Genomic DNA, 23,005 nt, shown 5'->3' with positions numbered 1-23,005 from the left:
GGACCAGGGACATGGCCGGCATCGAGCTTTATGCGCCGCGTCGGGCGCGACATCGCCGCACCTGGACGGCCGCCGCCCTGGTGCTGGCGATCGTCTTCATCGCCGTGGGTCAGACCCTGGCCTTCGTGCCGGGGATGCTGCTGGGGCTGATGACGCCCGACGGCGCGGATGTGGGCTGGCTGGGCACGGCCTGGACGCTGGCGGGCTTCGCCTTCATCGCCCTGATCGTGATCGGCTGGGTGACGCTGTTCGAGCGGCGGAGCCTGGCGACCATCGGCTTCAACGGCTCGGGCCTGAAGCGCTTCGCGCGCGGCTACGCCATCGGGCTGGCCTTCCTGGTAGGCGTGGTGGGGATCATCGCGGCCCTGGGCGGCTATCGCATCGAGGGGGGCGGCGTGTTCTCCGGGCCTTCGGCCGCCGCAGGGCTGGTTCCCATCCTGGTGCTGATGGCGGGCTTCGTCATCCAGGGCTCCACCGAGGAGATCGTCACGCGCGGCTGGCTGATGCAGGTCATCGCCTCGCGACACGGCCTGGCGTGGGGCGTTGGGCTGAGCTCGGCGCTGTTCGGCCTGTTGCACGCGGCCAACATCGATCCGTCGCCGGCCCTGGCCATGGGGGTGACCAACGTCACCCTGTTCGGGGTCTTCATCGGCCTGTACGCCGCGCGCGAGGGGTCGCTGTGGGGCGTCTGCGGTTGGCACGCGGCCTGGAACTGGCTGCTGGGGCTGGGGTTCGGGCTGGAGGTCTCGGGCCAGGTGATCGACGCCCCGCCGCTGGTGGTCGACCTGGCGACGCGGCCGGAACTGCCGTGGTGGATGACCGGCGCCGCCTTCGGACCCGAGGGCAGCGTGGTCGTCACGGTCGTGCTGCTGGTCGGCTCGATCGTCCTGGCCGTGCGCGGCCGCAGCCGCGATCATGGGGTGATCGCGGAACCGACCGAGCCGTCGGCCTAGGCCGACGCCTTGGCGCGCGTCTTCCTGGCGGGCGTCAGCTGGGCCACGCGCGCCTTGCGCCGCGTCTCGTGCCGATCCAGCACCTCCTTGAGGTATTTGCCGGTCCAGCTGGCCTTGTTCGCCGCGACCTGTTCGGGGGTGCCGACCGCGACGATCTCGCCGCCGCCGTCGCCGCCCTCGGGGCCGAAGTCCAGCAGGTAGTCGGCGACCTTGATGACATCCAGATTGTGCTCGATCACCACGATGGTGTTGCCGGCCTCGACCAGTTCCTGCAGCACCTCCAGCAGCTTGCGCGTATCCTCGAAATGCAGGCCGGTGGTCGGCTCGTCGAGGATGTACAGGGTGCGGCCGGTCGCGCGCTTGGACAGTTCCTTGGACAGCTTGACCCGCTGGGCCTCGCCGCCCGACAGGGTGGTCGCCGGCTGTCCGACCTTGACGTAGCCCAGGCCCACCCGCTCCAGCGTCAGCATCTTGTCGCGGATCGGCGGCACGGCCTTGAAGAAGGTCGCCGCCTCCTCGACCGTCATGTCCAGCACGTCACTGATGGACTTGCCCTTGAACACGATCTCCAGGGTCTCGCGGTTGTAGCGCTTGCCCTTGCAGACGTCGCAGGTGACGTAGACGTCGGGCAGGAAGTGCATCTCGATCTTGATGACGCCGTCGCCCTGGCAGGCCTCGCAGCGGCCGCCCTTGACGTTGAAGCTGAACCGACCGGGACCATAGCCGCGCGCCTTGGATTCCGGCAGGCCGGCGTACCAGTCGCGGATGGGGCCGAAGGCGCCGGTATAGGTGGCGGGGTTCGAGCGCGGGGTGCGTCCGATGGGCGACTGGTCGATGTCGATGACCTTGTCGAAATGCTCCAGCCCCTCGATGCGGTCGAAGGGGGCGGGGGCGTCGGACGCATTGTTCAGGCGACGCGCCGCGGCCTTGTAGAGCGTCTCGATGGTGAAGGTGGACTTGCCGCCCCCGGACACGCCGGTGATGCAGGTGAAGACGCCGACGGGGATCTCGCCGGTCACGCTTTTCAGATTGTTGCCGCTGGCGCCTGAAATCTTCAGCATCCGCTTGCGGTCGACCGGGCGCCGGCCGTCGGCGGGTATCTCGATCTCGCGCTCGCCAGTCAGATATTTGCCGGTCAGGGAGTTCGGGTTGGCCATGACCTGCTCGGGGGTGCCCTCGGCGCAGACCGAGCCGCCGTGGACGCCGGCGGCCGGACCCATGTCGATGACGTAGTCGGCGGTCAGGATGGCTTCCTCGTCATGCTCGACCACCAGGACCGAGTTGCCCAGGTCGCGCAGGCCCTTCAGGCTGTCCAGCAGGCGGGTGTTGTCGCGCTGGTGCAGGCCGATGGAGGGTTCGTCCAGGACGTAAAGCACGCCCGTCAGGCCCGAGCCGATCTGCGACGCCAGGCGGATGCGCTGGCTCTCGCCGCCGGACAAGGTGCCGGAGGAGCGCGACAGGTTCAGATAATCCAGGCCGACATTGTTCAGGAAGCGCAGCCGGTCGGTGATCTCCTTCAGGATGCGCCGGGCGATCTCCATCTGCTTGTCGGTCAGGCTCTGCTCCAGGGTGGAGAACCAGAGATAGGCCTTGGAGATCGACAGCATGGAGATGTCGGCGATGTCCTCGCCGCCGACCTTGACCGCCAGGGCCTCGGGCTTCAGCCGCTTGCCGCCGCACGCCTCGCACGGGGTTTCCGACTGATAGCGGGCCAGTTCCTCGCGCACCCAGGCGCTGTCGGTCTCGCGCCAGCGGCGCTCCAGGTTCGGCAGCACCCCTTCGAACGGCTTGGAGACCTCGTACTTGCGGGCGTTGTCGTCGTAGGTGAATTTGATCTTCTCGGAGCCGGTGCCGTGCAGGATCGCCTTGTGCGCCTGGGCCGGCAGGTCGCGCCAAGCCTTGTCCATCGAGAAGCCGTAGTGGCGGGCGAGCGACTGCAGCGTCTGGGTGTAGAGCGGCGAGGGCCCGCGCGCCCAGGGAGCGACCGCGCCCTTGTGCAGGCTCTTGTCGCGGTCCGGGATCACCAAGTCGGCGTCGAAGGCCAGCTTGACCCCCAGGCCGTCGCAGACCGGGCAGGCGCCGAAGGGGTTGTTGAACGAGAACAGCCGCGGCTCGATCTCGGCGATGGTGAAGCCGGAGACGGGGCAGGCGAAGCGTTCGGAAAAGACCAGGGTGCGCGGCGCGGTCTCGCCTTCGGCGACGCTGGCCCATTCGGCGGTGGCCAGGCCGTCGGCCAGGCCCAGCGCCGTCTGCAGGCTGTCGGCGTAGCGGCCTTCAAGCCCGTCCTTGGTGACGATCCGGTCCACGACGATGTCGATGTCGTGCTTGAACTTCTTGTCCAGCGTCGGCGCCTCGTCGATCGGATAGAACTGGCCGTCGATCTTCAGCCGCTGATAGCCCTGGCGCTGCCATTCGGCGATTTCCTTCTTGTATTCGCCCTTGCGCCCGCGAACGACCGGGGCCAGCAGCAGGATGCGCTCTCCCTCAGGCAGGGCGGTCAGCTTGTCGACCATCTGGCTGATGGTCTGGCTCTCGATGGGCAGGCCGGTGGCGGGCGAATAGGGCACGCCCACGCGCGCCCAGAGCAGGCGCATATAGTCGTGGATCTCGGTCACCGTGCCGACGGTGGACCGCGGGTTCTTGGACGTCGTCTTCTGCTCGATCGAGATGGCCGGCGACAGGCCCTCGATCAGGTCCACGTCCGGCTTGCCCATCAGCTCCAGGAACTGGCGGGCGTAGGCCGACAGGCTCTCGACATAGCGGCGCTGGCCCTCGGCGTAGATGGTGTCGAACGCCAGCGACGACTTGCCCGAGCCCGACAGGCCGGTCATCACCACCAGCTGCTCGCGCGGAATATCGACGTCCACGCCCTTGAGATTGTGCTCGCGGGCGCCGCGAACGCGGATGAAGTTGTGTTTTTCGGTCATGCCTGATCGGGAACGCGGGGAGGCCCCGGCGGCTCCGGAGCGACAGCGGTATATGGGGATGATTTGCGGGATTTAAGCAAGAACAAATAAGGAACGCTAACCCGCCACCGGGACGTGCGCGACGGCGTCCGTTGACGCGACGCCCCGCCTCCTGTCACCTGATCGCTCCAATCGGCTGGCGGAGACCGCCATGACGACGCCTTCGCCAGCGATCCCGCGCACGCCGCACCTGCCGGAGGCCGCCGCGGCCCGCCTGCGCGGCCTGCTGGACGGCTGTCGGGGCTATCTGGAATACGGCTCGGGCGGGTCCACGGTGATGGCCGGCGAAATGGGAGCGCCCTTCACCGTCAGCGTCGAGAGCGACGGCGATTGGCTGGCGGCGCTACGACAGGCGCTGGACGGCGCGGCCGGCGAACGCATCCTGCTTCACGCCGACATCGGACCGACGGGGGAATGGGGGCATCCCGTGTCGGAGGCGCAGTGGCGCCGCTGGCACGCCTATCCGCTGCTGGGTTGGGAGACGTGCCGGGCGCGCGGTCTGGTTCCCGACCTGGTGTTGATCGACGGGCGCTTCCGCCGGGCGTGCCTTTACGCCTCGTTGCTGTTCGCCTGGCCCGGAACGCGCATCCTGTTCGACGACTACGCCGGCCGCCCGACCTACCACCCGGTGGAGGAGATCCTGAAGCCAGTCGCCCTGCACGACCGAATGGCCGAGTTCGTGGCACCGGCCTCCATCGACCGCGACGCCGTGTGGCGCGCCCTGCTCGAAGCGTCGACGGACAAGGCGTAGGGCCGGATCGGCGTCAGGCGTCCTCGGTCCAGGGCGGGGAAGGGGCGCGAAAGCGCTCTCCGGGCGCAAGCAGGACGCCGTGCGCGTTGGCTACGCCCAGTTCCAGGCTTTCGGCGATGCGGCGCGCCCGCTCCATGAAGGCGGCGGCCGCCTGCGGCGGACACAGGTCGCGCACCGTGTCCTGGAACAGCGTCAGCCAGCGGTCGAAATGGCGGGCGTCGATGGGCAGGGGCAGGTGCCTGGGCATGGGACGGCCCTGATAGACGCCGCTGGCCAGGACCACGGACGACCAGAACCGCTTCATCTGGGCCAGGTGCGGTCCCCAATCCCCGACACGATCGGCGAAGATCGGGCCGATCAGGGCGTCGTCGCGGACACGGGCGTAGAAGGCCTCGACCACGCGATCGATCAGGGCCTCGTCCACGCCGGTCATCTCTCTCTGTCGCTGGACGGCGGCCGCGCGGCGTTCGGCGGCGCCGGCGGAATCCTCGACACGGAACGGGGGCTGCATGAGGCTCCATGTAGGCTGTCCGGCGCGGGCGATCCACTGGACGACTTGCCCATGTTCACGCGCCCGTGTGCGGTCTCGCCCTTGCGCGGCGGAACCGGACACGCCATCCTCAGTTCCCTGAGCACTTGAGCAAGGAGGCTCGACGATCATGATCATCGCACTGGCAACCGGTTCCGCCCTGTCCGCCATGCTGCTCGTGATCCTCCATGCCAACCAGCCCAAGCCCAAGCGGGTCCGCGTCCGCGCTCGTGACGCTCGACAAGGTCGCCGCACGGACGCCTGAAGGCGTCACCCTCTTCGATAATCTGAGCCTGACGTTCGCGCGTGAACGCACCGGCGTGGTCGGTCGCAACGGCGCGGGCAAGAGCACCCTGCTGCGCCTGATCGCGGGCCGTCAGGCGCCGGCCGAAGGCGTGGTCGCACGCGCCGGCTCGGTCGGCGTGCTGGACCAGCGCGCCGAAGGTCCGCCCGGCGAAAGCGCGGCCGACGCCCTGGGCGCGGCGAAGGGCCTGCGCCTGATCGAGCGCGTCCTGGCGGGCGATGCCGCCGGCGACGACCTGGCGGAGGCGGACTGGACGCTGGAGGCGCGGATCGACGAAGCGCTGGCGGCGGTGGGGCTGGCCGCCCTGCCGATGTCGCGCCAGACCGCGGCGCTGAGCGGCGGGGAACGCACGCGATTGCGACTGGCGCGGCTGATGCTGGAAAAGCCCGATCTGATCCTTCTGGACGAGCCGACCAATCACCTGGACCAGGAGGCGCGCCGGCGGGTGGCCGAGATGGTGGAGCGATGGGAGGGCGGCGTCGTGGTCGTCAGCCACGACCGCGATCTGCTGCGCCGGATGAACCGGATCGTCGACGTCTCGGGCCTGGGGGTGGAGATCGTCGGCGGCGGCTATGACCTCTACGCCGCCCGAAAGGCCGACGCGCGGACGGCGGCCGAGCGCGCGCTGGCCGAGGCGGAAAGGGACGTGTCGCGCGCGGGTGCGGAGGCGCAGCGCCGCGTCGAGGCGAAGGCGCGGCGCGACGCCGCCGGCCGTCGCAAGGCCGGACGCGGCGACATGCCCCGCATCCTGATCGGCGCGCGGGCCGAGCAGGCGGAAAACAGCGGCGCGCGCGATCATCGGCTGGCGACGCGCCAGGCCGAGGCGGCCGAAGCCGCCCTGGCGGCCGCGCGGTCCCGGGTCGAGCGGGTGCGGGCCCTGTCCATCGCCCTGCCGCCGACCCGCCTGCCGCCGGGCCGGACCGTGGCGACCTTGCGCGACGCGACCTGGGCGGCGCCTGACGGACGGGTCGTGCTGGGGCCGATCTCCCTGGGGCTGACCGGCCCGGAGCGGGTCGCGGTGACCGGCGCGAACGGCGCGGGCAAGACCACGCTGCTGCGGTTGATCGCCGGGCGGATCGAGCCGACGTCGGGGACGGTCGAACGACCGGTCAGGGGCGTCATGCTGGATCAGCAGGCGGACATCCTGCGGCCCGAGGAGACCCTGGCGGAGGCGTGGCTGAGGCTGAACCCGGCGGGCCGGCTCAATGACGCCCAGGCGGCGCTGGCGCGCTTCCTGTTCCGCAACGCGGCGGCGCATCGACGTGTCGGCGACCTGTCGGGCGGGGAGCGGCTGCGCGGGGCGCTGGCGTGCGTGATGACCGGAGCCGAGCCGCCGCCTTTGCTGATCCTGGACGAGCCGACCAACCACCTGGACCTGGCCTCGGTCGAGGCGGTGGAGGGGGCGTTGGCGGGCTACGACGGCGCGCTGGTGGTGGTGAGCCACGACGCCGACTTCCTGACCGCGGTGGGCGTGGAGCGGACGCTGGCCCTTTAGCCCCAGGCCTCGACGGCGCCGCGTCGGCGGACGGGCGCGACGGAGGCCAACTGGGTGCGCGGCTCGGCCTCCGCGCGGCCGAACAGCCATCCCTGGCCGAACTGGACGCCCATGCCCTGCAGCGCCTTGGCCAGGCTTTCTGTCTCGATCATCTCGGCGATGATCTCCAGCTTCAGGGACTGGCACAGCTCCACGATGCTGCGCAGCATGGTGGCCGAGCGTTCGTCGGTTTCGATATCATGGATCAGGGCGCCGTCGATCTTGACCGCGTCCACCGAGAGGCGACGGATGTAGTCATAGGAGGCCGCGCCGGCGCCGAAGTCGTCGATGCAGACCTTGATGCCGGCCTCGCGCAGGGCGCCCAGGCGCCGGTCGGCGGCTTCCAGATCGGCCAGGGCGGCGGTCTCGGTGACTTCGACCATCAGCCGCTTCCGTTCGGCCGTGGCGCCGCTGGTCATGTGCAGCAGGTTCTCGACATAGGCGTCGTCGCCCAGCGAACCGCCCGAGACGTTGATCGCCATCTTCAGCAGCCCGGCGCCGGGCTGGCGCATCCGCTTCAGGACCTTCTCGGCGACCGCCAGGTCGAAGGATTCGATCAGGGCCAGCTCCTCGGCCATGCGGATCGCCTCGCCGGGACCGCTGTTGGCGCTGAAGCGCGCGAGGGCCTCGAAATGATGCACCGCGCGCGAATCCAGATGGACGATGGGCTGGTAGTGGACCTGGAACTCTCGCGCCTTGACCAGGGTGCGGAAGGTTTCGGCCTCGCGGAAGGTGCGTTTCAGCGAGTCGGCGAACGCCAGCTGCGGATTGGCCAGGCCGTCGTTCTTCAGGCAGCCCTCGATGGCGAAACGCATGGCGCGAAGCACGCACAGGGATTCGGCGCCCTTGGGCACTTCCGAGGCGAAGTTGCGGGCCGAAAGATCGACGCCTTCGGCGCGGCCCGCCTCGACGATCTCGGCGGCGATATCGCGGCGGTCGTCCGGAGCGCGCAGCAGGGCGAAGCGTTCGGGCGTCAGCTGGGCCGCGCTGGATCCCTGCACGGCGGCGGATTGAAGGGTGGCCTCGATGCGCCGGTTCATCCGCGCGGCCACGTCGTCGGTCAGACCTTCCAGACCCTGGACGTCCAGGAAGGCCAGGGCCAGGCCCGTGGCGCTCTCGACCACGGGCGCGGCTTCCGCCATGAAGGTCTCGGCGTCGACCAGCGGACGCGTCTGCAGTTCGGACGCCATGAAGGCGGGGCCTTCATAGGTCAGGCCGCACGAGACGGCCGGGGCCAGTTGCGGCAGCACGAACGCCCGCAGGGTGGCGCGTCGCAGCCGGTCCGGCCCCGCGCGCAGTAAGACCGAGACGGCGGGCGTCCTCTGTCCGGGTTGGAGCGCGCGCACGGTCGCCACCACGGCGCCGCCCTCGTGAAGCAGGTCGCCCAGCGCCTTGCCGGTCCAGGCGGCGGCGTCCTGGCCGGACACCGGCCCCACGCCGATGCCGAAGGCGATCGTCCCGCCTGAATCGACCTCGATCAACGCATCAGCGGATGCGAAGGCGAGGCCCAGCAGACGGGTGGTCATGGTCATGACCCCATTGAGCACGCGCGCGCTTAAAAAATCGGCAACGCGCCGGCGCGGGGCGTCGGGTCAGGCCGTGCGGTTGAAGGCGACGGCGCGGCCGTCGCCCTGGGCGGCGCGGCCGTCGGCGGCGTAGGCGGCCGCGGGGGTGCGCGACGCCGCGACCTCGTGCGCGATGGTGCGCACCAGCCCCTCCGAGATCGTCCGTGCCGCCTCCACGGCCCGTGCGTGGCGGTTCAGGACGCCGTCGAAGACGCGGGTGGCCTCGGCCAGTTCGCGCTTGTCGGCGGCCGGCGCGGCCGAGAGCAGCCCGGGATCGGCCTTCACCTGGGCCGTGTCGCGGCGGTAGAGATTGGCCATCTCCTGGGTGTCGGCCAGGCCCGCGGCGATGTCGCGCGGGCGATGGGTTTCCAGCGCCTCGGTCTCGGCCGAGAGGCGCTCGCCCAGCCGGCGGGTCAGGTCGATCAGCTGGCGCACGCGCGCCCGGGCCAGGTCGGCGTCGCTCATTGGGACTGCTCCTGCATCTTCAGCATCTCGCTCATCACCGACGAGGCCAGGCCGATGCCGCCGGCGGCGACGGTCTTCTTGGCCATTTCGTCGACCAGGAAGCTGCGCCAGGTCTGTTCGGCGCTGCCGCCGCCGAAGGGGCCGTCGGTCGAAAGCCCCTCGAACATCGGCTTCATCATCTGGGCCAGGAAGGTGGCCTCGAACGCCTCGGCGGTTTCGCGCGCCTTATCCGAGACGGCGCCGACGGCCTGGCCGACGGGCTTTAGCAGGTCGGTGGGCAGGGTCAGGTCGGCCATGGTCACATCACCTCGATGTCGGCCTGAAGCGCGCCGGCGGCCTTGATGGCCTGAAGGATGGAGATCATGTCGCGCGGGCTGACCCCCAGGGCGTTCAGGCCGTTGACCAGGGTGGACAGGTTGGCCGCTCCGCCGACCAGCCGCATCTGGGTGCCCAGGTCCTCCTCGACGCTGACGCCGCTGTCGGGGACGACCGCGGTCTGGCCCTGGCTGAAGGGGGCGGGCTGGCTGACGAAGGGACGTTCGTCGACCGAGATGGTCAGATTGCCCTGGGCGATGGCCACCTGGGAGATGCGCACCGCCTCGCCCATGACGATCACGCCGTTGACCTCGTCGATAATCACCTTGGCGGGAGAATCGACGGTGATCGGCAGGTTCTCGATCTGGCTGATGAAGCCGGCCATGCCCATCTGGCCCGGCGAGCGGAGCGCCACGACCGAGCCGTTCTCGGCCAGGGCCGAACCGGGATAGGCGCCGTTGATCACGCCGGCGACCCGCTGGGCCGTAGTGAAGTCCGGGTTGCGCAGGGTCAGCCGGACCTCGTTCATATTGGTCAGCTGGAAGCCGGTCTCGCGTTCGACGGTGGCGCCGGAGGCGATGCGGCCGGCGGTCGGCACGCCGCGCGTCACCGACGAGCCCGAGGCGCCCGAGGCCGAGACGGCGCCCGTCTGGATGGATCCCTGGGCGACCGCATAGACCTGGCCGTCCGCACCCTGCAGGCTGGTGACCAGCAGGGTGCCGCCCAGCAGGCTCTTGGCGTCGCACATGGAGGAGACCGAGACGTCGATGCGCGAGCCGGGCGTGGCGAAGGCCGGAAGATCGGCCGTCACCATGATGGCGGCCATGTTCTTGGAGTTGGCGTTGGTCCCGCGGATGTTGACGCCCAACCGTTCGGTCATGCCCTCCAGCGACTGGCGGGTGAAGGGGCAGTTGCGCAGGCTGTCGCCGGTGCCGTTCAGCCCGACCACCAGGCCGTAGCCGACCAGCTGGTTGGAGCGGACGCCCTCCACGGCGGCGATGTCCTTGATCCGCGACTGGGCCATCGCCGGCGCGGCTGCGCCGCCGAACGCGGCGGCCAGGACGAGCGGGGCGATGAGTCGGCCGAGCATTTTCTGCATGGGTGCGGGGTCCGTACGCAATTCGCCCCGTTCGTTGCGAAGATCGTGCCGGAAAAAATGCTCAGCAAAAGCAATGACCCCGCCCGTCGGTCCCGCGTCCTTGCGGCAAGTTTTGCCGCGTCGTTAACCAAACGCTCATGTCGGGCGGCGAAACATCGGATCATGATCCGGAGAGTCGCATGAAGATCACCGGCCCCGCCGCGCTCGGCGCCTCGTCCAGCGCCCGACCTTCCCGTCCGGCCTCGGGCTTTTCGCTGGGGAGCGCGCCCAGCGCCAGCGCGACCGGCGCGGCCGCGCCGACCGCCTCGACCTCGGGCGTTTCGGACGTCTCGGCCCTGATGGCGTTGCAGGGGGTGGAGGGCCCGCTGGAGCGTCGCCGCCGGGCGGTCCGGAGGGGCGGGGGGCTGCTGGATCGGCTGGACGAGCTGAAGCTGGCGCTGCTGGGCGGCGAGGCCGACGAGGCCGCGCTCCGGCGTCTCTCCCGCGCGCTTCAGGAGGAGCGCCCCGAGGCCGGCGAAGAGGCCGGGCTGAACGCCGTCCTGGACGAGATCGATCTTCGAGCCTCAGTTGAACTGGCCAAGGCCGAGATGCGCCGGGCCGACCCGCGTACGAGATCGTAACTCCTTTGCATTGCGTGACAATTGTCACGCCCGTACGCCTGTCGGCGGAATTGCGATCACGGAATCGCGAGCCGCGTTGCCGCGACTCGCGCGGGTGACTATACGGCCCCTACGCCACAGGGGGGCGTGCTATTAGAGCGTGAGTGCGATGAACGCATTGGCGTCCGTAATGTCCGACGAAACGGCTGCGTACCGGCCATCCGACGACGAGCCGTTCATGAATGAACGGCAGCTTGCCTACTTCAAGAAGAAGCTGCTGGCGTGGAAGGACGACATCCTGCGCGAGTCGCGCGGGACGGTGGTCAATCTGAAGGCCGAGACCGAGAACCACCCCGACCTGGTGGATCGCGCGTCGTCGGAATCGGATCGCGCGCTGGAGCTTCGGACCCGCGACCGCCAGCGCAAGTTGATCTCCAAGATCGACGACGCGCTGCGCCGGATCGAGGACGGCTCCTACGGCTATTGCGAGGACACCGGCGAACCGATCGGCCTGGGCCGACTGGAAGCCCGTCCGACGGCGACCCTGTCGGTCGAGGCCCAGGAACGCCACGAACGCCGCGAGCGCGTGCACCGCGACGACTGATCGGCGTCGGGCGCCCGACCGGCGTCTTTCGCGCCAGGTCGTCACCGCTGATCCTGGCTCGGCGGGGCAGGCGAGACCGTCGCCTTGGTCGGTCTGGCGATCTTTGTCGAAGGCGACGCGAGCGTTCGCGCCGGGTTTCGCCGCCGCCTGCCAAGCCGCGCCTTGACTTCGCCGGGTTGCGGCGCGACCTAGCCGCCTCGCTTTCGAGGTCTAGGTCTTCATGTCCGTCAAGGTTCGTTTCGCCCCGTCGCCGACGGGTAAGCTGCACGTCGGCAACGTCCGCACCGCCCTGGTGAACTGGCTGTTCGCGAAAGGGCAGGGCGGATCGTTCGTGCTGCGCATCGACGACACCGACCTGGCGCGTTCGACCGCCGCGTTCGAGCAGGGGATCGAGGACGATCTGGCCTGGCTGGGACTGACCTGGGACGAGCGCTACAACCAGTCCAAGCGGTTCGACCGCTATGAGGAGGCGGCCGAGCGCCTGAAGGCGTCGGGGCGGCTGTATCCGGCCTATGAGACGGCCGAGGAACTGGATCGCCGGCGCAAGGTGCAGCTGTCGCGCGGCCTGCCGCCGATCTACGACCGCGCCGCGCTGGACCTGACTGACGCGCAGAAGGCGGCCTACGAGGCCGAAGGGCGTCGCCCGCACTGGCGCTTCAAGCTGGAAGGCAAGCGGGTGTCGTGGGAAGACCTGGCGCGCGGGCACGCCGAGGTGGATACGGCGTCGATGTCCGACCCGGTGCTGATCCGCGAGGACGGCCTGTTCCTCTACACCCTGCCGTCCGTCGTGGACGACATCGACATGGCGATCACCCACATCATCCGGGGCGAGGACCACGTCACCAATACGGGCGCCCAGATCGAGATCTTCGAGGCGCTGGGCGCGCCGGTTCCCGGCTTCGCCCACATGCCGCTGCTGGTCGGCGCGGACGGCGCGGCCCTGTCCAAGCGGCTGGGCTCGCTGTCGATCAGCGAGATGCGCGACCAAGGCTACGAGCCCATCGCCATCACCAGCCATCTGGGCCGCATCGGCACGTCGGACCCGCTGGAAGTCGCCGCCTCCGTCCAGGCGCTAGGCGAAAGCTTCGCCTTCTCCAAGATGGGTCGCTCGCCGGCGCGATACGACACGGCGGACCTGGACCGGTTGAACGCCCAGGCGCTGCACGCCCTGTCCTATGAGGCCGCGCGGCCGCGTCTGGCGGCGGTCAACGCGGACCTGGGCGAGACCTTCTGGGACGTGGTGCGGCCCAACCTGAACAAGTTCGCCGACGTCGTCGAAATGGCGAAGATCGTGAAGGGACCGATCACGCCGGTGATCGAGGATGCGGCCTTCGCCGAGACGGCGCTGGGCCTGCTGCCCGACACCATCGACGAGACCGCCTGGTCGGCCTGGACCGGCGCGGTGAAGGCCGAGACCGGGGCCAAGGGCAAGGCGCTGTTCATGCCGCTGCGCCTCGCCTTGACCGGACAGGCGCATGGGCCGGACATGGCCGCCCTGGCCCCGCTGATCGGCCGCGAGACCATCGTTCGCCGTCTGAGAGGCGAGACGGCCTGACGGCCGCCTCGCGCCCGGTCAGGCGTTGCAGGCGGCGATCTGTTCGTCGGTCAGGCTCACGCCCTTCCAGGAGAAGGCGGTCACCGGGCCCAGACGCTGGACCACCCGGCGGCAGGCGCGGGTCGCCGGTTGTTCGGACCCGCCCGACGCGGTGCAGACCGCGCCTTCGCAGGCCCAGCGGGCGCCGTCCAGGATCAGCGGCCGCGACGGGGCGTCGGCCGCGTCGGCCAGGGTCAGGCGGGTCGGAGGCAGGCTGGTCGGGGCGGGCGACTGCGCCGCGGCGGGAGCGGCCAGCAGGGCGGCGGCGAGAATGAGAGCGCGCATGGGAATCTCCAAACGGGGACGATCGCTTGCCGATCGTTCCCGCCTCTCACCGTCTTTTTAGAAAACTGTCAATGCCGAATGATCGGCGTTCAGTTATCGCAGGTCATGTCGGACCTGCGGCGTGTCGTCGCTGGCGGCCAGCTGGGCCATGGCGTCCTCGACCGTGTCGGCCACCGTCCAGGCCTGAAGGAAGCTGGCCGGGGTCATCCCTTCGGCCACGCTGTGACGCATCAGTTCGAAGAAGCCGTTCCAGAAGCCGTTGATGTTCAGGAAGACGACCGGCTTGTGATGCAGGTCCAACCGTTTCCACGACAGCAGTTCGACGATCTCCTCCAGGGTGCCGATGCCGCCAGGGGCCACGACGAAGGCGTCGGACTGGTCGTACATCAGCTGCTTGCGCTCGTGCATCGAGGTGACGACGATGGTCTCCACGTCGTCGAACAGCCGCTCTCGGCTGCGCAGGAAGGCCGGCATTATGCCCAGCACGCGGCCGCCCGCTTCGTGCGCGGCGCGGGCCGAGGCGCCCATCAGGCCGACGCCGCCCCCGCCATAGACCAACCGCCAGCCCGCCGCCGCCGTCGCCGCTCCAAAATCGCGGGCCGACTGCAGATAGGCGGGATCGGCGCCGTCGGACGAGGCGCAGAACAGGCAGACGGAGGGACCGGCGAACGGCTGGATGGAGACGTCGGGCAGCGACATGGGGCCTCTGGAACTGGATGGGACGCGGCAGGCATGGCCAAACCGGCGGCGGTCGAGCTAACACGAGCCGAACGCTGGGTCGCCAGTCCTATATCGTCGAGGCGCGGGATGGAACTTCGGATCGTCATCATGGCCGTGCTGGTCGCCGGCGCGGGCGCGTGTTCGGGCAAGGACGAGGCGGCGCCGCAGGCGTCGGAGGCGCCGGCCGCCTCGGCGTGGATTCAGCCGCCCCGGATCGACGCCCTGGCCGCCGACGGGACGGATCGCCTGGTGCGCGGCGCCGCGGGGCCGGGCGCGCGCGTGGTGCTGCGCGGCGCGGACGGAGAGGCCGTGGCGGCCGCGGCGGATTCGAAAGGGCGGTTCGAGCTGAGGATCCCCGCCCCCAGCGCCCCCGTGCTGCTGACGCCCGAGGTTCAGATCGGGGAAGACGCCTCGGTCTCGCCGGATCGACTGGTGCTGATACCGGGCGGCCCGGCGGCCCTGATCGCGGCGGGGGAGGCGACGCGGCGGCTCGACGCCGCCGGTCCGCTGGACGCGATCGATTCCGACGGGGCCGCGCTTCAGATCGTGGGGCGGGCGTCGCCGCAGGGCGCGCCGCCGACGGTCGTAGTCGACGGCGCGCCCGAGGCCGTGACGCGGCTGTCCGACGGGCGCTGGCGCGTGCTGGTCAGCGGCGGGGGCGCGCGTTCGATCGTCGTCGGCGGCCGGACCTACGCCTATCCGGGCGTCGGCGCGCCGGAGGGGACCACCCTGGCGCGCGCGGGCAACGGCTGGCGGATCGGTTGGCCGACGCCGCCCCAGGGCCGGCAGGAATCCTGGCTGCCGGACTGAGGACTTAAGGGTTCGTTCACCAATTCAGTTAAGGAAGAAGGCGACCTCTGCGTATTGGAGGCCACCATCACCGAACCTTTCATCGGCCCGGCCCTCTTCGCCGGGCCTTTTTTTGCGCGCGCGAAAGGTTACGCAGATGTGAAGACGCCGGCCGCCGGCCGACTCCCCAACCTCTGTTTTCTGTGAAAGCATGCAGGCGAAGGGGGGGATCGAATGCCGACGCGCAAGACCTTGATCCGATCCGAGGCCGGGGTCCGATTGCAGCGGATCGAACGGCTGGGCGCGCGCCAGAAGGCGGCGCTCCAGTTCAGCGTCTCGACCCTGCGCCGCCACGGAGTCTGGCTGTTCGACGACCGCGACCAGGCCGAGGACGCCTATGACCTGGAAGTCATCGCCGCGCTCAGCGACCCCGTGGTGGTCGACATGCAGCGCCGCGGGCTGCTGGAATAGCGGGCTCACGCCGGGGCGGGCCCGGTGGAGGCGCGTTCGATCAGGGAGAAGGGCACGAGGCGGCCCATGGGAAGGTCCGTCTCTCCGGCCTTGGCCCGCATCAGCAGATTCGCCGCCTGGGCGGTCATGGCGGCGACGGGCTGGCGGATGGCCGTCAGCGGCGGGTGGCTGAAGCGCACGATCGGGGTGTCGTCAAAGCTGATGATGGACAGATCCTGCGGAATCGACAGGCCGCGCCCATTCGCCACTCGCAGAGCCGCCAGCGCCATCTGGTCGTTGCTGGCCACCACGGCCGTCGGCGGCTGGGCCAGGGCGAGCAGGGCGGTCATGCCGGCCTCGCCGGATTGAAAGCTGAAATCGCCGGGCGTCACCAGGGCGGGATCGAACAGGCCGTGCGCCTTCAGCGCGTCCGCGTAACCGTCTAGGCGCGCGGCGCTGAGAGCGTATTCGTCGCTGCCGGTGATGAAGCCGATCCGCCGGTGGCCCAGGTCGATCAGCCGCCGGGCAGCGACGCGGGCGGCCTCGGCGTCGTCCATGGCGATGGCGAAGCCGGCCCCTGGCGTCTGGGAGCCGATCCGGGCGAACGGCAGGCCGCGGCGCTCCAGCAGATCGGTGATCAGCGGATTGTCCGAGTGCGGCGGCGTCAGGATCACCCCGTCGGGATTCAGGGCCGCGAGGGCGCCGGCGACCTCGCGCTCGACATGGCTGGAATGGGTGTCGACCAGCTCGAAGATCATGCGGTAACCGCGTCGGGCGCACTCCAGCATTCCGCCCATCAGCATCTGGTCGACCCAGTCCGTGCCCTCGCCGGATGTCCAGCCTTCGATCGTGCGGTCACGGTCGTTCAGGGCCAGCAGCAGATAGGACCGCGATCCCCCCATGCGGCGGGCGGCCAGACTGGGAGTGTAGCCCAGCTTGGCGATGGCGGCGTTGACGCGCGCCTTGACCTCGGCCCGCACGTTGGGTCCGTCGTTGATGACCCGCGACACCGTCTGCAGGGAGACGCCGGCCTCGGCGGCGACGTCCTTGATGGTTACCGCGCGCCGCAAGCCGATGGTCCTCTGCACCCCGACGCCATTGTGTCAGCCTTGACCGTTTCGAAGCAAGGGGAAGCCGTCACACCGGCGCCGCCCAATCCGGCGACGGGGCGGTGCAGTGATCCTTCAGGAAGTCGGCATGGCGGGGCAGGCCCTCGACCGCGCGTCGTATGGCCGTCGCCGCCTGATCCAGATAGGCGGGCATGCCCTCGAACGGGATGCGGTCGATCAGGGGATGATAGGCGCGGGGATGCACGCCCATGCCTTCCAGCACCGACTGCCAGCTGACGCTGCGGAACATCAGGTCCACGCCCTCGCGGACCGTGCCGTTGACCTGGAACAGCTCGATCTTGCTCTTGAGCGATTCCGGCATCTCCATCGTGCGGCACTGACGCCAGAAGTCGTTGTCGTCCCGCTGGGTCGTGGCGTAGTGCATGATGACGAAGTCGCGGATCTCCTCGTAGTCCTGGGTCATCCGCCGATTGTATTCGGCGATCAGGGCGGGATCGCAGTCGGCGTCCGGCAGGAACCGCAGGAAGAAGTCCATGCCCCGGTAGATCAGATGCAGGGCGGTCGATTCCAGCGGCTCTATGAAGCCGCCGGCCAGTCCGAGCGACAGGACGTTCTTCTCCCACAGCCGCTCGCGCATGCCGGTCTTGAAGGGGATGATCCAGGGATCGACGATCGGCTCGCCCTCGGCCTGGGCCAGAAGATTGGCCAGGGCCTCGTCGTCGCTGACATGGCGGTCGCAGAAGACGTAGCCGACGCCGCTGCGCTGCTGCAGGGGTATGCGCCAGCACCAGCCGTGGTCCTGGGCGTGCGCCAGGGTGTAGGGGCCGGGCGGCGTCGGGTTGGTCACCTGAAGCGCGACCGCCCGGTTGCAGGGCAGCCAGGACGACCAGTCATGATAGCCAACGCCCATCGTCTTGCCGATCAGCAGGGCGCGAAAGCCCGTGCAGTCGATGAAGAAGTCGGCGTCGATGCGGCGGCCGTCCTTCAGCACCACGCCCTCGACGAAGCCGTCGGGGCGGGTCACCACCTGGTCGACGATGCCTTCGGTGCGCGTCACCCCACGCGCTTCGGAGAAGCGGCGCAGATACCGGGCCATGCGGCGGGCGTCGATGTGGACGGCGTAGGCGGCCGAGGCGACCGGGGTGCGCGGGGCCTTGAATGGCAGGGTGAAGCGGTCCTGCTCGATCATGACCGAGGCGGCGGCGAAGGCTTGCAGCGGGCCGTCGTAGCCCTGGGCCCGCGCCCTCAGCCAGACCTGATAGAGGTCGTCCATCTCCACCGGGACGCCGAAACGGCCGAACGGGTGGATGTAATCGTCGCCCTTCAGCTTCCAGTCCTTGAACAGGATGCCCAGCTTGAACGAGCCTTGGACCTCCTTGAGGAAGTCCTGCTCGTTGATCCCCAGGCGGGTCAGCATCTGCAGGAAGGGCGGGATGGTGGATTCCCCCACGCCGACGATGCCGATGTCGTCGGATTCGACCAGTTCGATCTCGGCCAGCTTCCCCTTGAAATGCTCCGACATCAGCGCCGCCGCGATCCAGCCGGCGGAGCCGCCGCCGATAATGCAGATCTTCTTCAGGGGGCGGCGGGACTGGTCCATGGAAGGGCTCGTTGGGTTTGTCATGCGGCCTGTCCGCGATCGAGGGCCGCCAGATACTGGGCGTGGTCGGGCGTGGACGCGACCAGGCGGGCGATGTTGTCGCGCATGTCCCGCAGGCCGCGTTCCAGGTCGGCGGGGGTCATGGCGTCGACGGCGGGATCGTAGTCGTCCGGATGGACGCCGAAGCCGTCATAGATCGCCAGCCAGCTGGCGGGATGGAACATCTCCCAGCGATAGCGGACGAACTCGCCCCGGGCGGTCCACAGGTCGATCTTGCGCTGGAGGGTGTCGGGCACGGTCATCTCGCGGCAGTCGCGCCAGAAGGCGGAATCCGTCCGCCGGTTCAGCTTGTAGTGCAGGATGATGAAGTCGCGCACCCGCTCCATCTCGCGCGCGCTCTGGTCGTTGTATTCGTCGATCACCGCCGGGGCGAAGCGGCGGTCGGGGAACAGTTGCTTCAGCCGCGCGACGCCGGTTTCGATCAGGGCGATGCTGGTGCTTTCCAGCGGCTCCAGGAACCCCGCCGAAAGGCCTATGGCGACGCAGTTCCTGGACCAGGCCTGGGCGCGACGGCCGGGGCGGAAGGGAATGCGGCGGGGCTCGGTCAGCGGATCGCCCAGCAGATGGGGCATGAGTTCGGCCAGCACCTGATCGTCGCTGAGATGGGCGCTGGAGAAGACCAGGCCGTTGCCGGCGCGGTGGCGCAGCGGAATGCCCCATTGCCAGCCGGCCGAGCGGGCGGTGACGCGGGTGAACGGGGCGGGGGCGTCGCCGGGGCGGTTGCGGCTCTGCACCGCGAAGGCGGCGTCGCACGGCAGCCAACGGCCCCAGTCCTCGAAGCGCACGCCCAGCGCCTCGCCCAGCAGCAGGCTGCGGAAGCCGGAGCAGTCGACGAACAGGTCGCCCTCGACCTCGCGGCCGTCGTCCAGGGTGACGGCGCGGATGAAGCCGTCCTCCGGCCGCTGTTCCACCGAGCGGATGCGGGCGTCGATGCGCGTGCAGCCCCCCGCCTCGGCATAGGCCCGCATGTGCTGGGCGAACAGGGCGGCGTCGAAATGCAGGGCCCAGTCGAACACCGACAACTGGGTCGGCGGATTGGGGGCGGGCAGGGCGAATTTGCCGGCGGCGGCCAGGGCGGCGCCCAGCGAATAGGCGGCCAGGGGCGTGTCGTCGCCAGCCTGCCGCTGCTTCAGCCAGTAGTGGTGAAAGCCGGTCCCTCGCACGTCCTGGCCGTAGTGGCCGAACGGATGGATGAAGTCGGAGCCCGGCGCGCTCCAGTCCAGAAAGCGGATGCCCAGCTTGCAGGTCGCCTGGGTCGCCCGCATCACCGCGTCGTCGGTCATGCCCAACTGGGCGTAGAAGCGGCGGATGGTGGGGATGGTCGCTTCGCCGACGCCGACGGCGCCGATCTCGGAGGACTCGATCAGGGTGATGCTCACCGGGGTCGAGCGGAAGTGCTGGACCAGGGCGGCGGCCGTCATCCAGCCCGCGGTTCCTCCGCCGACGATGACGACAGACCGGATGCGATGGTCTTGCATGTCTGATCCTGAATAACCGGAAAAGGCGGCCGGCGACACGGATGCGTCGCCGGCCCAGTCGCTCAGGAAAGGGTCAGAAGCGAGCGCGGATACCGACGGAGTATCGCGGCTCGAACTGATTGCGGCTGTGGAACTGTTCCTGTCCCGGCTCGAACTCGAAGAAGTAATCCTCGATCTCTCCGAAGATGTTCGAGCCGTTGGCGTAGACCGTCACCATGTCGGTTATGTCGTAGGTGATGTTGGCGTCCACGTACTGCGCGTCATCCTGATAGATCGGGATTGCGCCGTAGGTGGCCGAGAGGCGCCGCGTACGATAGTTCCAGGCCACGCGGGCCTGCAGACGGTCGCCCTGGTACCAGACGGCCGCATTCATCGACTGTTCCGAGTTGTCCGGGAACGGCAGATCCTCGCCCGACAGGTTCTGCGCGTTCTGGGAACTGTCGGAATAGGTGTAGCTGCCGTCGAAGCCGAAGTCCCTCCAGATGGGCGTGTCGATGAAGTCAGACAGGCCGACCTTGGCCCCAACCTCGACGCCCTGGAGTTCGCCGCCCTCGCCCTGAACCGGCCGGTTCACATCCACCAGACGACGGACGACGCCGTCGCCGTCCGGATATTCGCCGCTGAGAGGCACCGTTTCCCGCGTGACGAAGCTGTCGATGTTCAGACGGAAGATGCCGACGTTGAACATGGTGGCGGGGCCGAAATAGTACTCCAGGGCGAGGTCGTAATTGTCCGACCGCCAGGGATTCAGTTCGACCGTGCCGCCGATGCTGGCGCCGGTGACGCGTCTGACGCCGACCGGGGGTGCGGTCGGATCCTCGTCCGTAGGTCCTTGCGAATCCACAGTCGATATCGAAACGCCGCCGCCGTAGTTGCCCAGATCCAGGGGGATCATGGTCTTGGCGTAGGCGAAGCGCAGCTTCAGCTTGTCGCTGAAGTCATACTGCAGGTTCACCGTCGGCAGCCAGTCCGTGTAGCTGCGGCTGGAGGTGACGTCGCCGATATCGTTGTTCGTGTCGCCATAGGGACGCGGCGTCGGATCGGTCAGGTTCTGACGCGCGCGCAGTTCGGTTCGGACCATGCGCACGCCGACATCGCCGGACAGGTTCCCGTATCCCAGAACGAAGTTGGCGTAGGCCGCGTCCTCAAACAGGTCCACGTCATAGGTGTTGCCCGGGATGATGACCTCATAGGCGTTGCCGAACACGCGTTCCTGGAAGGCGCGAGCGTCGTCGAAGTCCCGGGGATCGGCGACCCAAACACCCGGCAGACCCGAGGTGATCGAGCCGTAGTCGGTCAGGAAATAGGTGTTGTTGTTCTCGCGCAGCAGCGTCGGGCGGTTCACCGTATAGCCCTGGAAGCAGGTCGGGGCGTTGCCCGGCGTGCCGCCCGTGCAGCTTGTGGGATCGACGATCGGAAGGGTCGGGTCGAACGACGGGTTGGAGACGAACTCGCCCGACCGACACAGCGAGTTGTCCATCACGACGTCGATGGCTTTCCACTGAGCCGAGCAGCCGGCCTGATTGCCCGCGCCCTGACCGGCGTAGAAGTCCGAGAACAGGTGGAAGCTGCGGATCTCGACTTCACGGGCGCTGTGGCGCACGCCGCCGTCGACACGGGTGATGACGCCGAACAACGGCGCGTCCTGGAACTCGTACGAGCCGTCGAAGCGCACCACCGTCAGGTCGGAATTGTTGCGCTGGTTGCTTTCGGACGAATAGGCGCCGACCGTGTAACTGTCGAGGTTCGACATGTAGTCGGTCAGCGGCACGGTCCCGAGGCCGCCGGGCAGGGGCGTGTCGAAACCGCTCCAGGCCAGGCTGTCGCCGGTCAGGTTGATGTGCAGTTGCGGATCGGCGCCGTAGCCGAACGGGTTGGGATCGATATATCGCCCGCCCTGGCTGCCCACCACGCCGTTCGAATAGCGCGAGGCGGGATACATCGCCGCGATTTCGGCGGGATAGAAGGTGCCCCGTGTTCGGTCGCCGGCCTGGCGGAACAGGGTGAAGGCGCGGTCGGGTCCGTACTGCCAGTTCGAAAGGTCGCCCTGGACCTGGCCGTTGATGCTTTCAAGGCTCGCTTCGGCCTTGATGGCTCGAGCGCTGAAGGTGAACGGGCCGCCTTTGTCGTAGTCCAACTCCAGATTGAAGTTGATCGACTCGTTCTCGGTCGCGCGGTTGACGGTGAAGGAGTTCATCCACCAGACGTCGAGGTCGTACTCGCTGACGTTGAGCCAGGGCTGCGGAATCTCCTGGTTCGGGTTCGTCACGCCGGTCTCGACGAAGTCGGTCGGGGTGGTCCAGCCAAGCCCATTCCAGCGATTGGAGATGTTCAGGCCGGCGGCGCGGTTGTATTCCTGCTGGTGGGTGTAGAAGACCTCGCCGGTCAGGCGGATGCCGTCCTCGATGTCGAACTGGAAGGCGCCGTTCAGGCTCTCGCGCTCGCGTTCGACCACGCGGCTGAAGCTGTCGTAGCCGTGGGGCGAAATCCAGTTGTCGCCGCCGCCGCCCCAGTCGTTGTTGCCCAGCACGCTCTGGCTGATGCCGGAGTAGTTGTTGCCCAGGTTCGAATTGCTGATGACGCCGGACAGCATCGCGCCGAAGCGGTCGCCGCGCCAGTTCAGCAGGCCGTTGAACAGATAGTCGGACTCGCTGGTGCGCTCGCCCGTCTGATACTCGGCGGCGGTGAAGACGGTCGGGCCGTAGTCGAAGTCCATCGGCCGGCGGGTGCGCAGGTCGATCGTGCCCGAGATGCCCGATAGGGCGTTCGACACGTCTTGCGACTTGAACACGACGATCGAGCTCATCAACTGCGACGGCACGTCGTTCAGGTTCGGCTGGGCCGTGCCCAGGTTGCCGGGCGCCAGATACTGTTCGCCGTTCAGCAGGGTGATGACCTGGGGCAGACCGCGGATGTTGACGGTCGAGCCTTCGCCCGCCGTGCGCTGCACCTGAATGCCCGGAATGCGCTGAAGGGCGTCGGCCACGGTGACGTCGGGCAGCTTGCCGATGTCTTCGGCCGAGATGGCGTCCACAAGCGCGGTCTCGTTGCGCTTGATGTCGATCGACTGGGCCTGTGACGCCCGGATGCCGGTGACGACGATCTCGCCGACCTCGGCGACGTTCTGGTCCATCGGGACCTGTTCCTGGGGCGCGTCCGCCGTCTGGGCGTAGGCCGGCGCGACGAGCGCCGAACTGGCCAGCAGGGCCGCGACCAGGGGTCGCTGGTGTAGTCTCATTGTCTCTTCCTCCCTCTTTGCAGCGCCGCGTGCGTTG

Annotated in this window: 21 protein-coding genes; 9 read left to right on the top strand and 12 right to left on the bottom strand. The window is 68.9% G+C overall.

The annotated features are described in order from the left end of the window. Nucleotides 1–11 precede the first annotated feature (11 nt). The gene (locus tag M8231_RS08970; protein ID WP_250201301.1) at nucleotides 12–953 is read left to right on the top strand and encodes a CPBP family intramembrane glutamic endopeptidase; all 942 of its coding nucleotides are present in this window, start codon (nucleotides 12–14) and stop codon (nucleotides 951–953) included. Here M8231_RS08970 and uvrA read toward each other — a convergent pair. Beyond that, nucleotides 950–3,880, bottom strand: a complete 2,931-nt coding sequence (uvrA, locus tag M8231_RS08965; RefSeq protein WP_250201300.1) for an excinuclease ABC subunit UvrA — start codon at nucleotides 3,878–3,880, stop codon at nucleotides 950–952. The genes M8231_RS08970 and uvrA overlap by 4 nt on opposite strands. Nucleotides 3,881–4,070: 190 nt before the next feature. Between uvrA and M8231_RS08960 the strand changes: the two genes are divergently transcribed. Beyond that, on the top strand, nucleotides 4,071–4,670 hold the full coding sequence (locus tag M8231_RS08960) for a hypothetical protein (protein WP_249750223.1): 600 nt from the start codon (nucleotides 4,071–4,073) through the stop codon (nucleotides 4,668–4,670). Nucleotides 4,671–4,683: 13 nt separating this feature from the next. On the opposite strand, the gene M8231_RS08955 is transcribed toward M8231_RS08960, so the two are convergent. Further along, nucleotides 4,684–5,181: a group III truncated hemoglobin gene (locus tag M8231_RS08955; RefSeq protein WP_249750224.1), complete on the bottom strand. Its 498-nt coding sequence runs from the start codon at nucleotides 5,179–5,181 to the stop codon at nucleotides 4,684–4,686. Nucleotides 5,182–5,329: 148 nt separating this feature from the next. Between M8231_RS08955 and M8231_RS16905 the strand changes: the two genes are divergently transcribed. Continuing rightward, complete coding sequence (locus tag M8231_RS16905) at nucleotides 5,330–5,464, top strand: hypothetical protein (protein ID WP_283843657.1); 135 nt, start codon at nucleotides 5,330–5,332, stop codon at nucleotides 5,462–5,464. Beyond that, the gene (locus M8231_RS08950; RefSeq protein ID WP_250201299.1) at nucleotides 5,430–6,998 is read left to right on the top strand and encodes an ABC-F family ATP-binding cassette domain-containing protein; all 1,569 of its coding nucleotides are present in this window, start codon (nucleotides 5,430–5,432) and stop codon (nucleotides 6,996–6,998) included. Before M8231_RS16905 ends, M8231_RS08950 begins: the two co-directional genes overlap by 35 nt. On the opposite strand, the gene M8231_RS08945 is transcribed toward M8231_RS08950, so the two are convergent. From M8231_RS08945 to M8231_RS08930, 4 genes are all read right to left on the bottom strand, one after another. Beyond that, entirely contained in the window at nucleotides 6,995–8,563 is a 1,569-nt protein-coding gene (locus tag M8231_RS08945) for an EAL domain-containing protein (RefSeq protein ID WP_249750226.1), read from the bottom strand. The genes M8231_RS08950 and M8231_RS08945 overlap by 4 nt on opposite strands. 66 nt (nucleotides 8,564–8,629) lie before the next feature. Continuing rightward, nucleotides 8,630–9,067 (bottom strand): flagellar basal-body protein FlbY, encoded by a 438-nt coding sequence (locus tag M8231_RS08940; RefSeq protein WP_249750227.1) that lies wholly within the window; start codon nucleotides 9,065–9,067, stop codon nucleotides 8,630–8,632. Next, on the bottom strand, nucleotides 9,064–9,363 hold the full coding sequence (locus M8231_RS08935) for a rod-binding protein (RefSeq protein ID WP_249750228.1): 300 nt from the start codon (nucleotides 9,361–9,363) through the stop codon (nucleotides 9,064–9,066). Before M8231_RS08935 ends, M8231_RS08940 begins: the two co-directional genes overlap by 4 nt. Before the next feature lie 2 nt (nucleotides 9,364–9,365). Continuing rightward, the gene (locus tag M8231_RS08930) at nucleotides 9,366–10,481 is read right to left on the bottom strand and encodes a flagellar basal body P-ring protein FlgI (protein WP_249750229.1); all 1,116 of its coding nucleotides are present in this window, start codon (nucleotides 10,479–10,481) and stop codon (nucleotides 9,366–9,368) included. A gap of 179 nt (nucleotides 10,482–10,660) precedes the next feature. On the opposite strand from M8231_RS08930, the gene M8231_RS08925 reads away from it, so the two are divergent. From M8231_RS08925 to gltX, 3 genes are all read left to right on the top strand, one after another. After that, complete coding sequence (locus M8231_RS08925; RefSeq protein ID WP_250201298.1) at nucleotides 10,661–11,101, top strand: flagellar assembly protein FliX; 441 nt, start codon at nucleotides 10,661–10,663, stop codon at nucleotides 11,099–11,101. Nucleotides 11,102–11,270: 169 nt separating this feature from the next. Further along, nucleotides 11,271–11,684, top strand: coding sequence for an RNA polymerase-binding protein DksA (dksA, locus tag M8231_RS08920; RefSeq protein ID WP_249750230.1), 414 nt, complete (start codon nucleotides 11,271–11,273; stop codon nucleotides 11,682–11,684). Between the two features lie 220 nt (nucleotides 11,685–11,904). After that, entirely contained in the window at nucleotides 11,905–13,239 is a 1,335-nt protein-coding gene (gene gltX / locus M8231_RS08915; RefSeq protein ID WP_249750231.1) for a glutamate--tRNA ligase, read from the top strand. An 18-nt stretch (nucleotides 13,240–13,257) separates the two neighbouring features. On the opposite strand, the gene M8231_RS08910 is transcribed toward gltX, so the two are convergent. Both M8231_RS08910 and M8231_RS08905 read right to left on the bottom strand, forming a co-directional pair. Continuing rightward, nucleotides 13,258–13,563 carry a DUF8200 family protein gene (locus tag M8231_RS08910; RefSeq protein WP_249750232.1) on the bottom strand — a complete coding sequence of 102 codons (306 nt, stop codon included), beginning with the start codon at nucleotides 13,561–13,563 and terminating at the stop codon, nucleotides 13,258–13,260. A 93-nt stretch (nucleotides 13,564–13,656) separates the two neighbouring features. Next, a complete protein-coding gene (locus M8231_RS08905; RefSeq protein WP_249750233.1) occupies nucleotides 13,657–14,262 on the bottom strand; it encodes an LOG family protein in 606 nt (201 codons plus the stop codon). Between the two features lie 108 nt (nucleotides 14,263–14,370). Here M8231_RS08905 and M8231_RS08900 point away from each other — a divergent pair, with 108 nt between their 5' ends. Together M8231_RS08900 and M8231_RS08895 are read left to right on the top strand one after the other, a co-directional pair. Further along, a complete protein-coding gene (locus M8231_RS08900) occupies nucleotides 14,371–15,093 on the top strand; it encodes a hypothetical protein (RefSeq protein ID WP_250201297.1) in 723 nt (240 codons plus the stop codon). Between the two features lie 213 nt (nucleotides 15,094–15,306). Continuing rightward, on the top strand, nucleotides 15,307–15,543 hold the full coding sequence (locus M8231_RS08895; protein ID WP_249750235.1) for a hypothetical protein: 237 nt from the start codon (nucleotides 15,307–15,309) through the stop codon (nucleotides 15,541–15,543). A 5-nt stretch (nucleotides 15,544–15,548) separates the two neighbouring features. Here the strand turns inward: M8231_RS08895 and M8231_RS08890 are convergent, their stop codons facing one another. From M8231_RS08890 to M8231_RS08875, 4 genes are all read right to left on the bottom strand, one after another. Next, nucleotides 15,549–16,592 (bottom strand): LacI family DNA-binding transcriptional regulator, encoded by a 1,044-nt coding sequence (locus M8231_RS08890; RefSeq protein ID WP_250201296.1) that lies wholly within the window; start codon nucleotides 16,590–16,592, stop codon nucleotides 15,549–15,551. A gap of 67 nt (nucleotides 16,593–16,659) precedes the next feature. Next, nucleotides 16,660–18,192 carry a tryptophan halogenase family protein gene (locus M8231_RS08885; protein WP_249750237.1) on the bottom strand — a complete coding sequence of 511 codons (1,533 nt, stop codon included), beginning with the start codon at nucleotides 18,190–18,192 and terminating at the stop codon, nucleotides 16,660–16,662. Between the two features lie 20 nt (nucleotides 18,193–18,212). Continuing rightward, nucleotides 18,213–19,730, bottom strand: coding sequence for a tryptophan halogenase family protein (locus tag M8231_RS08880; protein WP_250201295.1), 1,518 nt, complete (start codon nucleotides 19,728–19,730; stop codon nucleotides 18,213–18,215). A gap of 73 nt (nucleotides 19,731–19,803) precedes the next feature. Continuing rightward, nucleotides 19,804–22,968: a TonB-dependent receptor gene (locus M8231_RS08875; protein ID WP_250201294.1), complete on the bottom strand. Its 3,165-nt coding sequence runs from the start codon at nucleotides 22,966–22,968 to the stop codon at nucleotides 19,804–19,806. Between the last annotated feature and the right edge of the window lie 37 nt (nucleotides 22,969–23,005).

The sequence above is a fragment of the Brevundimonas albigilva genome (assembly GCF_023573565.1).
Classification (GTDB): Bacteria; Pseudomonadota; Alphaproteobacteria; order Caulobacterales; family Caulobacteraceae; genus Brevundimonas; species Brevundimonas albigilva.
The sequence above is the reverse complement of the archived record's forward strand: the minus strand, read 5'-3'. Positions and strand labels throughout refer to the sequence as shown.

Bases quoted from the DNA above. Each gene is read 5' to 3' on its own strand.
- M8231_RS08875 (WP_250201294.1), bottom strand. From the start codon at position 22,968: ATGAGACTACACCAGCGACCCCTGGTCGCGGCCCTGCTGGCCAGTTCG.
- M8231_RS08960 (WP_249750223.1), top strand. From the start codon at position 4,071: ATGACGACGCCTTCGCCAGCGATCCCGCGCACGCCGCACCTGCCGGAG.
- M8231_RS08940 (WP_249750227.1), bottom strand. From the start codon at position 9,067: ATGAGCGACGCCGACCTGGCCCGGGCGCGCGTGCGCCAGCTGATCGAC.
- M8231_RS08885 (WP_249750237.1), bottom strand. From the start codon at position 18,192: ATGGACCAGTCCCGCCGCCCCCTGAAGAAGATCTGCATTATCGGCGGC.
- M8231_RS08935 (WP_249750228.1), bottom strand. From the start codon at position 9,363: ATGGCCGACCTGACCCTGCCCACCGACCTGCTAAAGCCCGTCGGCCAG.
- M8231_RS08905 (WP_249750233.1), bottom strand. From the start codon at position 14,262: ATGTCGCTGCCCGACGTCTCCATCCAGCCGTTCGCCGGTCCCTCCGTC.
- M8231_RS16905 (WP_283843657.1), top strand. From the start codon at position 5,330: ATGATCATCGCACTGGCAACCGGTTCCGCCCTGTCCGCCATGCTGCTC.
- uvrA (WP_250201300.1), bottom strand. From the start codon at position 3,880: ATGACCGAAAAACACAACTTCATCCGCGTTCGCGGCGCCCGCGAGCAC.
- M8231_RS08930 (WP_249750229.1), bottom strand. From the start codon at position 10,481: ATGCAGAAAATGCTCGGCCGACTCATCGCCCCGCTCGTCCTGGCCGCC.
- M8231_RS08895 (WP_249750235.1), top strand. From the start codon at position 15,307: ATGCCGACGCGCAAGACCTTGATCCGATCCGAGGCCGGGGTCCGATTG.
- dksA (WP_249750230.1), top strand. From the start codon at position 11,271: ATGTCCGACGAAACGGCTGCGTACCGGCCATCCGACGACGAGCCGTTC.
- M8231_RS08880 (WP_250201295.1), bottom strand. From the start codon at position 19,730: ATGCAAGACCATCGCATCCGGTCTGTCGTCATCGTCGGCGGAGGAACC.
- M8231_RS08925 (WP_250201298.1), top strand. From the start codon at position 10,661: ATGAAGATCACCGGCCCCGCCGCGCTCGGCGCCTCGTCCAGCGCCCGA.
- M8231_RS08945 (WP_249750226.1), bottom strand. From the start codon at position 8,563: ATGACCACCCGTCTGCTGGGCCTCGCCTTCGCATCCGCTGATGCGTTG.
- M8231_RS08910 (WP_249750232.1), bottom strand. From the start codon at position 13,563: ATGCGCGCTCTCATTCTCGCCGCCGCCCTGCTGGCCGCTCCCGCCGCG.
- M8231_RS08970 (WP_250201301.1), top strand. From the start codon at position 12: ATGGCCGGCATCGAGCTTTATGCGCCGCGTCGGGCGCGACATCGCCGC.
- gltX (WP_249750231.1), top strand. From the start codon at position 11,905: ATGTCCGTCAAGGTTCGTTTCGCCCCGTCGCCGACGGGTAAGCTGCAC.
- M8231_RS08900 (WP_250201297.1), top strand. From the start codon at position 14,371: ATGGAACTTCGGATCGTCATCATGGCCGTGCTGGTCGCCGGCGCGGGC.
- M8231_RS08955 (WP_249750224.1), bottom strand. From the start codon at position 5,181: ATGCAGCCCCCGTTCCGTGTCGAGGATTCCGCCGGCGCCGCCGAACGC.